Origin of the sequence: Microcystis sp. M015S2, assembly GCF_020245945.1 — a bacterium.
Classification (GTDB): domain Bacteria; phylum Cyanobacteriota; class Cyanobacteriia; order Cyanobacteriales; family Microcystaceae; genus Microcystis.
Window position 1 is genome coordinate 1 of record NZ_JADBTX010000049.1, and the last position, 15,563, is coordinate 15,563.

At 44.7% G+C, this 15,563-nt stretch carries 10 protein-coding genes, 1 tRNA gene and 1 pseudogene; 8 read left to right on the plus strand and 4 right to left on the minus strand.

Annotated elements, in window-relative coordinates:
* Positions 1 to 159, minus strand: a pseudogene (locus tag IM473_RS09940) (Uma2 family endonuclease); the annotation flags it as partial.
* Between the two features lie 375 nt (positions 160 to 534).
* On the opposite strand from IM473_RS09940, the gene IM473_RS09945 reads away from it, so the two are divergent.
* The 4 genes from IM473_RS09945 to IM473_RS09960 all read left to right on the plus strand — a co-directional run bounded on the left by IM473_RS09945 (position 535) and on the right by IM473_RS09960 (position 10,386).
* Entirely contained in the window at positions 535 to 687 is a 153-nt protein-coding gene (locus IM473_RS09945) for a hypothetical protein (RefSeq protein ID WP_287659717.1), read from the plus strand.
* A 119-nt stretch (positions 688 to 806) separates the two neighbouring features.
* Positions 807 to 5,114 carry an AMP-binding protein gene (locus IM473_RS09950; protein WP_287659716.1) on the plus strand — a complete coding sequence of 1,436 codons (4,308 nt, stop codon included), beginning with the start codon at positions 807 to 809 and terminating at the stop codon, positions 5,112 to 5,114.
* A gap of 574 nt (positions 5,115 to 5,688) precedes the next feature.
* The gene (locus IM473_RS09955; protein ID WP_287659715.1) at positions 5,689 to 6,159 is read left to right on the plus strand and encodes a DUF29 domain-containing protein; all 471 of its coding nucleotides are present in this window, start codon (positions 5,689 to 5,691) and stop codon (positions 6,157 to 6,159) included.
* A 54-nt stretch (positions 6,160 to 6,213) separates the two neighbouring features.
* Positions 6,214 to 10,386: a DEAD/DEAH box helicase gene (locus IM473_RS09960; RefSeq protein WP_287659714.1), complete on the plus strand. Its 4,173-nt coding sequence runs from the start codon at positions 6,214 to 6,216 to the stop codon at positions 10,384 to 10,386.
* Between the two features lie 18 nt (positions 10,387 to 10,404).
* On the opposite strand, the gene IM473_RS09965 is transcribed toward IM473_RS09960, so the two are convergent.
* Positions 10,405 to 11,619: an aminotransferase class V-fold PLP-dependent enzyme gene (locus IM473_RS09965; RefSeq protein ID WP_287659713.1), complete on the minus strand. Its 1,215-nt coding sequence runs from the start codon at positions 11,617 to 11,619 to the stop codon at positions 10,405 to 10,407.
* A 294-nt stretch (positions 11,620 to 11,913) separates the two neighbouring features.
* On the opposite strand from IM473_RS09965, the gene IM473_RS09970 reads away from it, so the two are divergent.
* On the plus strand, positions 11,914 to 13,347 hold the full coding sequence (locus IM473_RS09970) for a TM0106 family RecB-like putative nuclease (RefSeq protein WP_287659712.1): 1,434 nt from the start codon (positions 11,914 to 11,916) through the stop codon (positions 13,345 to 13,347).
* A gap of 102 nt (positions 13,348 to 13,449) precedes the next feature.
* A complete protein-coding gene (locus IM473_RS22550; RefSeq protein WP_045357690.1) occupies positions 13,450 to 13,692 on the plus strand; it encodes a hypothetical protein in 243 nt (80 codons plus the stop codon).
* 10 nt (positions 13,693 to 13,702) lie between these two features.
* On the opposite strand, the gene IM473_RS09975 is transcribed toward IM473_RS22550, so the two are convergent.
* Positions 13,703 to 14,083: a hypothetical protein gene (locus IM473_RS09975; RefSeq protein WP_002760482.1), complete on the minus strand. Its 381-nt coding sequence runs from the start codon at positions 14,081 to 14,083 to the stop codon at positions 13,703 to 13,705.
* A 240-nt stretch (positions 14,084 to 14,323) separates the two neighbouring features.
* Here IM473_RS09975 and mtnB point away from each other — a divergent pair, with 240 nt between their 5' ends.
* Positions 14,324 to 14,941 (plus strand): methylthioribulose 1-phosphate dehydratase, encoded by a 618-nt coding sequence (gene mtnB / locus IM473_RS09980; RefSeq protein WP_287659711.1) that lies wholly within the window; start codon positions 14,324 to 14,326, stop codon positions 14,939 to 14,941.
* Positions 14,942 to 14,989: 48 nt separating this feature from the next.
* On the opposite strand, the gene IM473_RS09985 is transcribed toward mtnB, so the two are convergent.
* A tRNA-Cys gene (locus IM473_RS09985) sits at positions 14,990 to 15,060 on the minus strand.
* Between the two features lie 134 nt (positions 15,061 to 15,194).
* Between IM473_RS09985 and IM473_RS09990 the strand changes: the two genes are divergently transcribed.
* A complete protein-coding gene (locus IM473_RS09990) occupies positions 15,195 to 15,530 on the plus strand; it encodes a hypothetical protein (protein ID WP_287659710.1) in 336 nt (111 codons plus the stop codon).
* Positions 15,531 to 15,563: the final 33 nt, after the last annotated feature.

Sequence of the window (15,563 nt, forward strand, 5' to 3'; positions counted from 1 at the left end):
ATCCCCCGCAATAAAAACGTTAGGAGAATTAGCAAAGAGAATCTCAAGATTTTCTTTAATTTTAACGATCCATTCATATTGTTCGGTATTATCGGCCATGGGTTTACCGTCACTATCGGGGTATTCAATATCTGGATCAATAGCTGGTATAAAAGTCATAACTTATACTCCTGCTTACTTGTCTGAAAATGATAATTTTAGCACCTGTAAGACTTGCTCTCTTCCCCTTCTGGAAAAGAACCAAGAAAAAAAGAGGGAATTTTTCCCCTGCTGCCATGGTTTTTGCTAACGCTCCCTATTCGGCACATCCCCTAATAGTAGAGGCTGGCAGTTTTGTTAATATTTCTTAATAGATGAGATGTAACCTAATTTCGTATTATCCCCGCACGACCGGCTACTGTTAACTGTTCCGGAGTTCCCTAAAACGAACACTTCCTACCTCACCATTCAAATAACTGCTGTAATTAAACTTGACATTTTTGGTCAAGAAGATTAGGATGAACTGCATCGATTAAAACATTGAGGAAATTCACCATGAAAACCTTAAATTACAGTCAACTCAGCCTTAACCAACAGCAAGAAGTCAACCAACTGATGGCGAGTCTAGAAGGACAAAATCCCCACAGTCAAACCTCAGTTCGCTTTATCGCTCGCGGGAATGGTGGAGAATTTGTTGGGCAGACATAAAGATTGGCAGGGACTAGACTAAAAAGATTGATTTTGGTCTAGTCTTCTGGTTTAAATCGGAATTTATTACCCAAAATTTAACCCGGTTCAAGTCGTTTAAAAAGTCTTTTGAGCGAGTTATGTCAACTAATATAGAGCTAGAAACTCACGAAACTAAAAACGGCTCTCAATTACAGCCAGCCGCCTTTTTTTGGACGGATACAACTCTTTTTGATAATTATCGACAACAAAATATCCATACCCTAATCGCTTTACAAAAAGTTATTGAACGCCATCATGCTTTACTAAAATCTGAGGATCATAGGGGAGAAATAGGCGAATTTTTAGAAACTTTTGCTCAGATAAGCAACTATCAAGCCGATTTTTTCCTGTGGATTTGGTCAGATCCCGCCGCCTATCATTGGTGTCAATTGGCTTTTGATTTAGTCAAAGCAGCCCTCACCAAAAAACCCTTACCATCGGTTACTCGGCAATATTGTGGCGAAATTAAGCAAAAAACGCCCCTGAAAGCATTAATCGCTCATCTCAATCAATTCAAGCTCTTTGCGATCGCTCATGCCCTTCTTTCCGGACGGAGCTATAATTTCAAAGTCCCTTTTTATGGCCGTTTGCCCCTAGCCATTCCGGGGACATCTTTTTATTTGGAAGGGACTGGGGAGGTAGAAATTTATGGGATCGAGGGGAATAAATTAGACGTTGGCGGTCAAAATCAGCGAGAATACTTAGAATTAACGGCCAATGCCCTTTTAAAAGGGGGAAATCTCAAAGTTGGACAATGCCCTACCCTATACCTTCAAGGTGGAGAATTCCGCTTTCAGCCCTATTGTTTCAATTCCCCAGCCTTTCCCGATGGTCAAGCAGTGGTTAAAACGGGAATGGCTTATCAAGAAAAATATATTAATCTGGTGCGAGATGGATTAGCATTGATTGAGCAGTATCATCCGCAAACCTTTGGGCAATTACACTATTTTATGGAGGTAATAGCCCTAAAACCCCTAGAAGAAGGAACCTTTACCAACTTAAGTAGTTCCGACTTTCCGGGGGCATTAATTTGTAGTGTTATCGATAATCCCTACCGCTTGGCGGATAATTTTATTCATGAATTCCACCATAATCGCCTATTTTTAATAGAACAAAATAACCCTCTCCTGTGCAATTCCCTTGAGGAAGATCAGGCCAATAGTCTCTATTATTCCCCTTGGCGACAGGATTTACGACCTTTAAGAGGAATTTTTCATGCTGTCTATGTTTATACACCCGTTACTCGGTTTTGGTTAAATTTTTATCGCAGTAATCCGGAGGGGGAAAAGCTGGACTTTGCCAAAAGTCAACTGATGACCAACCTGCTCCAATTGCAAATTGGCCTGGAACAATTGCGAAAATATGGCCAATTTACTGATTTAGGTCGGGATTTATGGCAGGAATTGCAAAGCAATGTCGCTCAAATTGCCCAAGATGCCGCTCGGTTAGGGATCGGTTTCGATACTCCCGCTCTAGAGTGGCACCGCAATGGCTCTTTTCAGTATCAACTAGAGGGAAAAACGGCCCGATTTCTAACGGTTAAAGAAGTTATTGCCAGGCATATCCAATGTTTAGATCATTTTAGGCAAATAGAACCACAATTTCAGAGCAATTTAGGGTTAGACTCTTTTTCAGAAGGGAATGGGGAAGACAAAAAACCAGCGATCGCTTATGGTCAACCAATAACCGGTAAATTGGAGGTAGTATCTAGTTTAGCGGCAATCTTAAAACAACAGCTAGAAAAGACATCTCAGGGTTATTTAGTTGATTTAACTGGAAAGTCGCCAATAAACCGGACTTACGGCGAAATTTGGCAAAGGTCTACCATTTTACTCGGTTATTTACAAGCTCAAGGTTTGTCTCCCGGGGATTTTGTCATTATCCAGATTGAACAGTGCCATGAGTTTGTAGCAGCGGTTTGGAGTTGCTTTTTAGGGGGTTTTGTCCCCGTCCCCGTTGCTGTGTCTTTTCATCGTCCTGAAACCACCCCTGCTGCCAATAAACTTGAGCAAGTTTGGCAAACTTTAGCTAATCCTGTCATTTTAACGACAAAAGAACTGGCAGCATCGATGAAAACCCGCAGTCAGCCTATTGATGCCAGGATTTTAACCCTTGAAAAGGCCGAGAACTTTGCTCCTAGTCAGAATTTTCACACCCACCAACCGGAAGACTTAGCTCTGTTGCTGACTACATCTGGAACAACTGGTAATCCCAAATTGGTCTCCTTTGATGCTTTAACCGTTATCAGGCAATTTCTCGGCGAAAATGAACATGATGATGAATCTAGCTGTTTTTTAACTTGGATTCCTTGCGATAATGCCTCGGGAATGGGCATAATTAGGCCCAAATTGGGTCAAACCCTTTATCTTCCCCCGGCCAGCTTTTTCGGAAATCCCCTAGGTTGGATAGAGACGGTTGACCAGTATAGAGTCAAGACAACGGTATTAACCAACTTTGCGATGACAAGGATTATAGAGGAAGTTAAAGCTATTGCTCAAAAGCCCTGGGATTTATCCTCACTGCAAACTATTGGACTCGGTGCCGAGAAAATTGTCCCGCAAACCTGTCGTTCTTTTCTAGAAACCCTACAGCCCTTGGCCTTGCCGGCAGATGTTCTCAGCTTAGCCTATGGTCTTTCGGAAACAGGGGTAGTAGCTAGTACCCGTAAATGGACGGCCATGGGGTACAACTCCCATAGTCAACAATTTGTGCAGATTGGCCAGCCTTTACCCGGTTGTGGCCTTCGCATTGTTGATGGAGAGAATAATTTACTTGCCGAGGGGGACATCGGTTCTATCCAGATTTGGAGTGCCGGAATAGCTCGGGGATATTACGATAATCCCGGCCTAAATCGGACTCTTTTTAGCGAAGATGGCTGGTTTAATACGGGAAACTTGGGATTTCTCAACGATGGTTATTTGACGGTGACTGGACGGGAAAAAGAAATCATTATCGTCAATGGCAAGAATTATTCCTGTCAGGAGATTGAAGCCGTTGTCGAGGAAGTAGAGGGAGTTCAACCCTTTTATACAGTGGCTTCTAGCTGTGGACAGGCCGACAGTGAAACGGAGCAATTGGGGATCTTCTTTAATACATCGATTACCAAAGAAAGCGACTTAGGTAATTTGGCTAAAAATATCCGAGGAAAACTGACACAAACCCTAGGAATCAACCCTAAATATCTTATTCCCCTGCAAAAATCCGCTATTCCCAGAACATCCACCGGAAAAATTCAACGACTATCCCTAAAACAGCGTCTAGAAACGGGGGAATTTACGGCTACGATTAAATGGGTTGATGCTCTGATTCAACAAACACTAGAACAAACCTATCGAGCGCCTCGTAATCAATTAGAAGGGCAATTGACCCAGATTTGGAAAAAGATTTTAGGACTTAAGGAAGTTGGTATTTATGATAACTTCTTTGACTTAGGGGGAGATTCTATCTTAGCGGTCAAACTTGTGGCTGAAATTGAAAAAATTTGCTCGAAAGAATTATCTATCGTTGTTTTATATCAAGCCCCAACTGTCGAAAAATTAGCTAAGATTTTATCCAGAGGGGAATGGTCATCCTCTTGGTATTCTTTAGTTCCTATTCAACCATTGGGGGATAAAATTCCTCTGTTTGCTATTCATCTTCTGGGGGAGGGTTTAAGTTTTTACCGTCCCTTGGCCAATTATTTAGGGTTGAGACAACCTATTTATGGCTTAAATTATGGATTGGCTGCCAGAAAAGGGAAGGAAAAAGAAGACAAGTTACCCCCCATCGAGAATTTGGCTGCTCACTACATTGAAGAAATGCAAGCTTTTTACCCTCAAGGACCTTATATATTATTGGGGGTTTCTAATGGCGGAAACGTGGCCTTTGAAATGGCTAAACAACTGCAAGCACAAGGTCAGACCGTTGCCAAATTAATTTTATTTGATACCCTACATCCCCATCTTAAGCTGCCACCCCACTGGAAAAAAGGCTCTCGTTTTCAAAAATTGATGTCAGAATTGATCCGATATTCTCAAATTTATTGGGGTAACTTTTTATTATTTGAACCTCAAGAGAGGGTTTCTTATCTCCTCGAAAAACTTAAAAGTTTATCTGTTCAAAAAATTATTCAAAGAACTTCTTTTCCTGTTCAGCCATCAGAAAAAACACCAGAAACAAAGCCCCTAGAAGCTTCGCCCCCTCGACTTTATCTACCGCAATCTTACCCGGGCAAAATCACCCTTTTCAGAGCCAAACATACAGGTATAAATGCTTTTGATCTAACCAATGGATGGGAAGGCGTTGCTGACGAAGGACTAGAAATTTATGATATTCATGGGGCGCATAGCCATATTTTTTCGGAACCAAGTGTTCGTATTTTATCTGAAAAATTGAGAGATTGTCTAACAACCGATCTTCTCACCTAAATTCTAGGCTGAAGGCACTGGCTAAAGGGAAGTGGGGAGAAGGGATAGCAGAGCCTTTGTACTAAAATTTTCAAGATGCGGTTTCAATGCAGTCTAGCTTATATAAGCATTTTTTATCAATAAACCATTAATACTTGAGAAGATTTCAATTTACATTTCGCAATATTTACTTTTTCTTAAGAATTAATTGAGAATCATTTTTATTTATTCACGAGATGGCAATACTTACAGCGATTCTGGTATAATTTTACTGTATGCAACGATGGGTTTTTCTGTGCTTTTTGTATTTTTAGCTGTTGAGCCATCCTGGAAACCCTCTCTAAATCTCCACTGCCTACTTAAAGACTATTAGTAACCTTCTGTCTTTCTCCCCTTTTTACCCCAGAGTGTTGATCAAAATGTTTGTGTACTTTTGTTAAAAAGAAAAAGTTTTTTTGACAAAAAGAACAACTTGTGCTAGAGGATAAATCTCTAACTTGGCAAAAATTCCCCGGACTAGAAGCTGATCGAACGATAGCGATCGAGCGTTATAATCGAGCCATTACCCTGCGCTCCCGGTCGGGAAGATAAATCTATGATGACCGCTCTCTACGAGGAAGATTTTGTTCTCTGGACGGAAAAAACCGCCGAACTGTTAAAGCGAAAAGAGTTTGACCTGGTGGACTGGGAAAACCTGATCGAAGAGGTGGAGTGCATGGGAAAAAGCGAGAGACAGGCTGTAGAGAGTTTGTTAACTCAATTATTAATCCATCTCCTGAAACTATCCTATTGGGAATCGGAAAAAGAACGGAATGCCCGTCATTGGCTCGAAGAAATCGCCAATTTTAGGGTTCAATTGGAAAGAAAGGTAGATAGTCCGACTCTCGCCAATCACCTGCGGGATACTTTCGAGACAGCCTACTCCGATGCCAGAAAATCCCTGATTAACGCCAGAATCGTCGATAAAAATGCGATTCCCCTAGAGTCTATATTCACTCTCGAACAGGTATTAGACGGGGATTGGTTCCCGATCGATATCGAACCTTTTCTGGAAACCCGCCCATAAATTGCAGGCATATCCCCGCAAAAAGATTAGGATTATCAGCGAATATAACCGAATATGAAAGATATCGAGCAAATCCGCCGCCAACTCATCGAACGCTACCAACAATTATCGGCACTCGATCAGGTGATCGTCCGTCTTTTTTCCCTAATCTATGAACCGATCGCCCGCAGCACTTTTCTAGACTGTTTAAATCAATCCCATTACCGCGACGAGAACAACCGGCGATTTAACGGCCAAACCCTGAAATCCCATTTAGATATCCTCCTAGAAGCGGAAGTGATTACCCAGGACAAAGGCTACGGGCCGCGCTGTCATCCCCTCCTCGTCGAGATTGCCAGCCGTGATAGCGTTAGTAAAGGAGAATTCAAGCGTTTTGCCGAGATTATCAAGGCAAAACTGGCGCAACCCCGGACTCGTTGGGATGAAAGCCTAGTTTTTCAGGGAAAAGAGCAATTAATCCGAGAAATCCGTCTGGCCATCTATAGTCAGGATTTCGACTCGATCGAACAACAAATCGCCGATTATCAGAAAACCAGCTATTCTTCCTCAAAAACCAGCCTAGAAGACCTTCTGGTTCTCATCTACGATAACCCCTTCGATGGGGATTGGTTACGGACGCAACCGACCAAATTTCAAGCTCTAGCACTAAATAGCATTCTTGTCAAGGCTTTTGAAAAAATAACTCGCGCCGATGGAGCTTTTTCCCTCCTAGAAGAACTCTGTCAAGACCAGACCAGTGTTTCCGAAGCCCATTTGTGGCTTGAACAGGCGATCATCCGAGGACAAAGCGATAAAGTGCGTCGGTATCTCGATCGCCCCTTCCCGGAAAGCCAAGCAGCAGCAATCGGGGCGATACGGGGTTGGATTGCCTTTCTGGGCGGGGAAAACAGCAAAGCGATCCAAGAATATACCCTCGCCCTTAAAGCCCTAAAAAAAGCCAAAGGAAAACAAAAAATCTATTTTTCTTCGATTAGCGGCTTCTCCTTTATTTTCGCCCTCCTCAAAGAAGGAACCCCCGAACGTCTCGCCGAAGCCGCCAGCTATAGCAGTTGGGTGACGCGTCAAAACGATCATCCTTTCAGTCCTATCTATGCCCGTCTGGAAAAAATCATCGCTGCCCGTCAGGGAGATATGCAGGCCAAAGACGCAATCATCGACGCGACGATCAATCCCTACCAAATCGGCCAGGGTCTAGAGACTCTTATCTGTAGTATCTGTCTCTACTGGATGAGTAGCGGCATCGCTAAAAAACATCTGCCCCGCCTACTCTTGCCCCTCTACAAAGATGCCAAGGCGGCCGGCTACCATTGGTTAGCCCTGGAAACCGGGGCCCTACTGTCCCGACTCGATCGAGCGCCGGAAGCGGAGGTGGTTATAAAATGGCATCTCCCTTCCCCCCTAGTAGATGCGATCGAACCCCAAGAAGCTTGGCAACTGTGCCTGAATGCCTTGACTAATCTGTGCGCGCCAACACCAACCCCGGGTAAATCTAACCCCGTCGTCCGCCTTGCTTGGTTTCTCTCTATCCATTCCGAGGATTATTTCCTGCAACCAAAAGAACAGAAACTCGACGCGCGGGGTAATTGGAGTCGTGGCCGTCCCGTCTCCCTTAAACGTCTGCGAAAAACCGGGGAAATTGACTATTTAACCCCGCAAGACCTGAAAATTTGCGCCCATATCTTCGTGGAATCCAGTTACTATGGCCAGAACGAGTATCACTTTGAGTACCGGGCCATTATCGAACTGATCGGTCATCCCCTGGTGTTTTGGGAAGATTCCCCCAGAACGCGGGTAGAAATCGTCGCCGGGGAACCGGAATTGCGAGTAAGTAAGGAAAAATCGGGTAAATTAATCCTCTCTTTACTGCCCGATCTCAGCGATCACCAAGAAGTGCTGATTTGGAAAGAAACCCCCACTCGCGTTAAGGTAATCGAAGTCAAGCCAGAACACCGAAGCATCGCCGACATTATCGGCAAAAGCAACCGCCTAGAAGTTCCCGACAAGGGCCGGGAAAAAGTGCTGGCCGCGATCAATTCCCTCTCCGGGATGGTGACAGTACATTCCGATATCGGCGGAGGAAAAGCAGCCCGGTCAGTGGCGGCCGATAGTCAACCCCGGATTCATCTCTTACCGGCTGGGGAGGGTCTAAAAGTGGCGGTTCTCAGCCGTCCTTTTGGGGCAGCCGGTCCCTATTTCCGGCCTGGAAAAGGGGGAGAAACAGTGATCGCCGAGATCGAGGGGGAACGGCTGCAAACAACTAGGGATTTGGCCCTGGAGAAAAAACTGGCCCAAACAGCGATCGATTCTTGTCCGATCCTGATCAGTTTCGAGGAAGAAAATGGGGAATGGCGGCTAGAAAATCCAGAGGATTGTCTAGATCTACTGCTGGAATTGCGGGAATTAAGCGATAGTGTCCTCGTGGAATGGCCGGAAGGGGAAAAATGGCGGGTGACGCGTCAGCTTCGATTACAGGACCTACACCTAAATATCCACAGTCAACGGGATTGGTTTGCCGTCAGTGGGGAACTGCACCTAGAGGAGAAATCGGTGCTGAGTATGCAGGAGTTGATGAAATTGCTAGAGGGATCGCCGGGGCGGTTTATTCCCCTCGGAGATGGTCAATTTCTCGCATTAACAGAGGCATTTCGGGAACGGTTACAGGAAATGCGTGCTTTCTCGGAAAAGTCCGGGGACGGTTTGCGGTTTCATCCCTTCGCTGCCCCGATGCTCTCGGAACTCACCGAGGAAGTGGGACAACTCAAGGCCGATAAACGTTGGCGCGATAATTTACAACGCTTTCAGGAGAGTCAGGATTTTACCCCGGAAGTCCCCTCAACTCTACAGGCAGAATTGCGCGACTATCAATTGGAAGGCTTTCGCTGGTTAGCTAGACTGGCCCGGTGGGGGGCCGGGGCCTGTTTGGCCGATGATATGGGATTAGGGAAAACTTTACAGGCCCTGGCAGTGATCCTAACCCGCGCCTCCGAGGGACCGACTTTAGCGATCGCTCCTACTTCAGTATGTTTGAACTGGATTAGTGAGGCGGAAAGGTTCGCACCCACCTTAAATATCATCCAACTGGGAACAGGCGATCGGCAAGCGCTACTCGATCGACTGCAACCCTTCGATCTGTTGGTCTGTAGCTATGGGTTATTACAGCAGGAAGAAGTGGCCACCATGTTGGCTGGGGTAGAATGGCGGACAATCGTTCTCGATGAGGCCCAAGCGATTAAGAATTTCTCCACCAAGCGATCGAAAGCAGCGATGAATCTGCGGGGGGATTTTAAATTAATCACCACGGGAACACCGATCGAGAATCATTTAGGGGAATTATGGAATCTTTTCCGTTTTATTAACCCCGGATTGTTGGGATCCTTGGAAAGTTTTGATCGCCGTTTCGCCACCCCGATCGAAAAATACGGCGATAAAACTGCTCGCGAACAGTTAAAAAAACTGGTGCGGCCTTTCCTGCTTCGACGCACAAAAAACCAAGTTCTGGCGGAATTACCGCCGCGTACCGAGATTTTAGTCCCGATCGAGTTAAGCGTCGAGGAGAAGGCGTTTTACGAGGCCTTACGGCGGCGTGCTTTGGAGAAATTAAGCGAGAGTGACAGTACCGCCGGGGCAAAACATCTCCAGGTACTGGCAGAGATCATGAAATTACGCCGGGCCTGCTGTCACCCGCAGTTAGTGGCTCCAGATTTGGATTTACCCGGCTCGAAATTGTCCCGTTTCGGGGAAATTCTGGATGACTTATTAGATAATCAGCATAAAGCGTTGGTATTTAGTCAATTTGTCGATCATTTAGCGATTATCCGCAGTTATCTCGATCAACGGCAGATAAAATATCAATACCTCGATGGTAGTACCCCAGCCAGCGATCGGCAGAAACAGGTGAAAGCTTTTCAAGCGGGGGAAGGGGACGTGTTTTTAATTAGTTTAAAAGCCGGGGGGACAGGATTAAATCTCACCGCGGCCGATTATGTTATCCATCTTGATCCCTGGTGGAATCCCGCAGTGGAGGATCAGGCTTCCGATCGCGCCCACCGCATCGGCCAAAAACGTCCGGTGACGATTTATCGCTTAGTGGCCAAGGATACGATCGAGGAAAAAATTGTCGATCTGCACCACCATAAACGCGATCTCGCCGATAGTTTATTGGAGGGGACCGACGCCAGCGGCAAGTTATCTACCGACGAATTATTACGCTTAATGGCCGAGGGATAAAAATATCCCCGACGCGGTTTAAACTAACTTTTTGATAGCTGCTACTAACTGCTCGATTTCTGAGGGCAAAGTGAAATAATGAACACAGGCACGCACACAGAGGGGGTCGAGGAGAGTTCGCAGTAAAAACCCTTGTTTTTCTAGCTGTTGCACTAAATTTTGTGGGGTGATGGCCGAGTCAATTTGAAAGGAAACTAAACCAGATTCCGGCGGAGAATTTTTTAAACATTTCACCCCTTTAATTGTCTTTAATTCCCCCCAGAGATAGGCCGCTAATTGACAGATTTTTTCGTATCTTTGTCCCCCATCACCCCAGGCGTTATGTACCGCAATAGTTGCCCTTAAACCCTCAAATTGAGGATAGGCAGAAGTGGCCACTTCAAAGCGTCTAGCATCGGGTTTCCAACCGATAGGCTGTCCTCGGTTATCTGTTTCAATACCTCGCCAACCGATAAAAGTGGGCTGTAAACTGGGAAAAATTTCGGGACGAATATACAATCCCCCCACACCGGCCGGTCCACACCACCATTTATGACCCGTAAAAGCATAACAATCGGCGCCGGTAGTGCTTAAATCCAGGGGCAAACAACCCACGGATTGGGCAGCATCCACCACCACTAAAACGGGTTTTTCGGTGACAGAATTATGATGACAAAGTTGCGAGATTTCCTTGAGGGGTAAAACCTGTCCAGTATTCCAGAGAACGTGACTAACCACCAAAACCCTAGTTTTTGGACGTAAATGAGCGGAAATCACTTCTATCGGGTTGCCGCCGTTTAAAGTTTCCCGAATAGGACAAGTGGAGATTTCCAGATGATAACGACGGGCAATTTCCCGAACCGTGGCGATAATTCCGGGGTGTTCACAATCGGTTAGTAAAATATGTTCCCCCGCTTGCCAATCAACCCCCCAGAGGGCGATATTACAGCCTACAGTGACATCCTCGGTGATAGAGAGAGTGCTGGGGCTAATTCCCAACTCCTGAGCCATTTCTTGCCTGAGAAGTTCCGTTTTTTTGGTAATCCAATCGTTTACCCGTCCTGAAAAAGGCCCCTTTTGTTGGAGAAAATTATGGGCATCGATAATCGCTTCTAATCCGGCCTTGGGCAAGGTTCCCTGACCACCGAAATTAAAATAAACTTTATTGCTAAGTCCCCGAAATTCCTGTCTTTGTTCGGCTAAATCCGGTTTACTAACGGCGAAATCGAGGCTATTTTCGTCTAAATTCTGCATAAGCGAGGAGATGGGGGGGTCAGTTATCAGTTATCAGTTATCAGTTATCAGTTATCAGTTATCAGTTAGAAGGTGTTGGGTTTTCGGGTTTTAGGGTTTTAGTTGAATTCCCCATTTCCCCACTTCCTGACTCCCAACGACCGACGGCTGAATCCTATCGACGCATTAAGTCGCAATTGTCACAATAGTATTAAAGTAGAGGAAACACACTTGGGAATGTTTCCTTTTTTTAATTTATTATTTTTTACTTTACCTCACTGGTCCAGGAAAGCTTAACTTTTCTCCTTGTATAGAATGCTACTGACCGATGATCTACTTCTAGACTACCAACGTTGTCAACGCCGTGGGTTTTTAAATCTCTACGGCAATAGCCAAGAAAAAGACCCTGAGCGAGATTTTTTGCTTAAATTGCGCCAGGAGAGTCAAATTCACGTTAAAAAAGTCCTGCAAGACTCCTATCCCGATTATTATTCCCTGACTACCCCCACCGGCGATATTTTAGCCGCCGCTAGGGAAACGGAAGCTTTGATGCGTCAGGGGGTATCCTGTATTTATCACGGAGTCCTGTTACAATCCGGCTATCCCGTCTCTTTAACCGGTTCCCCCCATTTATTAATTAAACAGGCAGGAAAGTCGAAATTTGGCGATTGGATTTATTATCCCCTCAATATTCAACTCGGTCGCCGTCCTAAGCCTGAATATAAAATGCTGGCTACTTTTTACGCCTATTTATTGGCCAGTATGCAGGGAGTTTTTCCCAATTACGCGGAAATTGTCCTACGTCGTCATAATCGCTATCGGGTGGAATTGAATCTCTGGTTAACTAAACTAGAGGAAATAATCAAAAAGTTCGGCGAAATGGTGATTAATCGCCAAGAACCAGAAGTTTTTATCTCGCGTCAGCGTTGCAGTTTATGTCATTGGTATAGTCACTGTTATGGTATCGCCCAAGCGAGTCAACATCTTTCTTTAGTCCCGGGGGTGACTCCCAGTCGTTACCAATTTTTACAGTCTTTGGGGGTTTCCACCATGGAATCCCTGGCGCTTACCTGTCCTACCCGTATGGGGGAGGGTATGGGGGTAGAGGTGGCTAATCAGTTACAATTACAGGCCCAAGCAATTATTGAAAATCGGGCCTTTCGCAAAAGCAACGGCAAAACTGCTTATTTGTCCCCCCTACCGAGGGCCGAGATTGAATTTTATTTTGACATCGAAGCGGAACCAGAACAGAATTTAGATTATCTTTTGGGGATTTTACGCGTTGATTATCGAGTTAATACCCAGCAGTTTTATCCCTTTTTGGCAGAAAAGCCAGAAGATGAAGGCAGGATTTGGCAGGAATTTTTAACCTTAGTCATGCAGGATTATCAAGCACCCATTTTTCACTTTTCTGAGTACGAAGTGGAAACAATTAAGCGATTAGGTTATCTTTATAAAACTCCTTCTTCTTTGATTAATCAGTTATTTTCTCGCTGTTTTGATCTGCACTATCATGTAGTTAACTCGGTAACTTTTCCCGTGGAAAGTTATTCTTTAAAATCCCTCGCTAACTGGATTGGCTTTCAATGGCGCGATCGAGGAGTAAGCGGGGATCAATGCGTTTGGTGGTATGACCAGTGGTTAAAAACAGGAGATCGGACTTTATTGGCGGCTATTTTGCGTTACAATGAGGATGATTGTCGCGCCACCTTTATACTAAAACATTGGCTTGTAAACTTTTTAATTTGATTCTAAAGATTTATGACAAATAGGGGGGAATGTAGCCGCTGCTACCCGTAGCTGTCAAGGGAAAATGATAGGCTATGGATGTGAAGACAGTCCCCTCACCCAATGGTGATCCCCATGTTCTCCCCACTCTTTCCCCTTCTACTCCTACTGCTTTCCTTCCTTAGTCTTCTCTGGTATCAAAAGACCGATAATGATATTTTTAAAGCTCTTGCCGTTAGTAGTTTAATTTTTGCAATTATTTGGGGCTTAATTCTCGTTCATTGGTCAATTCACCTGTTGGGACTGCTGTTATTGTTAAAATTCAGATCCCCCGCTTTCAGTTTGGTGCGCGTGCCTAGATGGTAATGGTTTGACCCTAATCTTCCAACTGTCCGGTAGGTACTTCAATCGCTTGGACATCGATCGTACCGGGAGGGGTGAGAATAATAAACTTACCCCCTGCCACTTTTAACGGTTCACCACAGTTAGGACATTGGCATTCCGTGCGATTAAAACCCGTAAATTCGTAGCTACAGACGGGACAGCTATCTTCAACTAAATTGCGTCGCAACCACCAGCGAAAAATTCCCCAAGCAATGACGGGGGAAATGATTAGGAATGCCACGAGAATTAAAAAACCATTGACTAACCAACCCAGTCCGATCGAGCCTAACAACAATCCGACTAAAATCAAAGATAAGAAACAACCCAAACCAGAATCATTGACAGAATAGCTGCGGAAAAAGTTGTTATTCACGGCTCAACCCTCGATTCATCAAAGCTGCAATTATCTTTAACCTAACACATTCCTAACACATTGCCACGGTTAAATCTTCCTTTTTGCTCACCAGTTCCTCGCTCTATTCTACCTTGGGTTTAGTTTTGAGCGAGATTATCCGGAATAAACTACCTCAACCCGCTATGCTGAGGAGTGGTTCGTCTGCGGGCTTCAACTTGTTATAATAGTTACTCCCTATCCACCATATCTCTAAAAACCATGAGCGATCCTCGTCCGTCTCTAGTTGCCGCTGCCCGAAGATTTTATCAACTGGGTTGGATGCTTGGCACGGCAGGTAATTTGTCCGCTAAAGTTGATGATCATAGTTTTTGGATTACTGCCAGTGGCAAAAGTAAAGGTAAACTCACAGAAGAGGATTTTGTGCGCGTGGATCTGACGGGAAAAGTCAGAGAATTAGCTCATCGGGATAATCGTCCTTCGGCAGAAACTAGCATTCATCAGGTGATTTATTGCCTCTTTCCCCAAGCACAAGCTTGTTATCATGTCCACTCGGTGGAAGCGAATTTAGTTTCCCGTTTTGCTCGCGAGGACAAGTTATCGTTACCTCCCTTAGAAATGTTGAAAGGTTTAGGTATTTGGGTAGAAAATCCTCAAGTATTTATGCCAGTTTTTGCTAACTATCTCGATGTGCCGAAAATTGCCGCAGAAATAGAAAGTAGATTGTCAACTTTCCCCCCGGAAATTCCCGCTTTACTGATTTCTTACCATGGCGTGACTGTGTGGGGTGAGTCTCTAGAAACTACCGAGAATTATTTAGAGATAGTCGAGTATATTTTTCGCTATCTAGTGGCAGCCTATCAAGTAAAACCTTGGTAAACCTTCATTTAGACAAGGTAATAAAAGAAAGACTGCCGATATTTTTCAAGGCGCCACCCAGATTCGAACTGGGGGTAAAGGTTTTGCAGACCTCTGCCTTACCACTTGGCGATGGCGCCGATCAAGCAGTATTGATCCTAGCATAACAGATGACGGTTTGCCAAGAGTTGAACCCAAGAGTCAAGCGATCGATCTATAATTTAGGGAGCGGTTCTCTAATCTAGTGGGGGATTTTAGGCTTAAAAAAGCGATTATGATGGGAAATCAAAGATACTTACTAACTTTTATCGGTTTATTAGCTTTATCCTTTCCAGTACAGGCTAATAATGCGGTTTACCTTAGCCAAAGTTCTAATACTGCCACGACTTTCGACAGTTATCGTCAAGAATGTTTACAAAGAGCGCGTGGGGAGGGGTTAGCTGCCGATGTGGCAAAAGACCTATGCGACTGCACGATTAAAAAATTCCAAGCTCGTTACAATCTACAGCAATTCCGCACCCTCGTGCAGAAGTCGAAAACTGATAAAGCTGCCGCTAGGACTTTATCGAGTGTGGGAGAAGCTTGTTTTGATGAGATTTTGTATGAATAGCAGTTATCAGTTATCAGTTATCAGTAAACAGTT

Coding starts and splice junctions, on each gene's coding strand:
- IM473_RS09945 (WP_287659717.1), top strand. CDS start 535: ATGAAAACCTTAAATTACAGTCAACTCAGCCTTAACCAACAGCAAGAA.
- IM473_RS09965 (WP_287659713.1), bottom strand. CDS start 11,619: ATGCAGAATTTAGACGAAAATAGCCTCGATTTCGCCGTTAGTAAACCG.
- mtnB (WP_287659711.1), top strand. CDS start 14,324: ATGAGCGATCCTCGTCCGTCTCTAGTTGCCGCTGCCCGAAGATTTTAT.
- IM473_RS09960 (WP_287659714.1), top strand. CDS start 6,214: ATGAAAGATATCGAGCAAATCCGCCGCCAACTCATCGAACGCTACCAA.
- IM473_RS09990 (WP_287659710.1), top strand. CDS start 15,195: ATGATGGGAAATCAAAGATACTTACTAACTTTTATCGGTTTATTAGCT.
- IM473_RS09950 (WP_287659716.1), top strand. CDS start 807: ATGTCAACTAATATAGAGCTAGAAACTCACGAAACTAAAAACGGCTCT.
- IM473_RS09955 (WP_287659715.1), top strand. CDS start 5,689: ATGATGACCGCTCTCTACGAGGAAGATTTTGTTCTCTGGACGGAAAAA.
- IM473_RS09970 (WP_287659712.1), top strand. CDS start 11,914: ATGCTACTGACCGATGATCTACTTCTAGACTACCAACGTTGTCAACGC.
- IM473_RS22550 (WP_045357690.1), top strand. CDS start 13,450: ATGGTGATCCCCATGTTCTCCCCACTCTTTCCCCTTCTACTCCTACTG.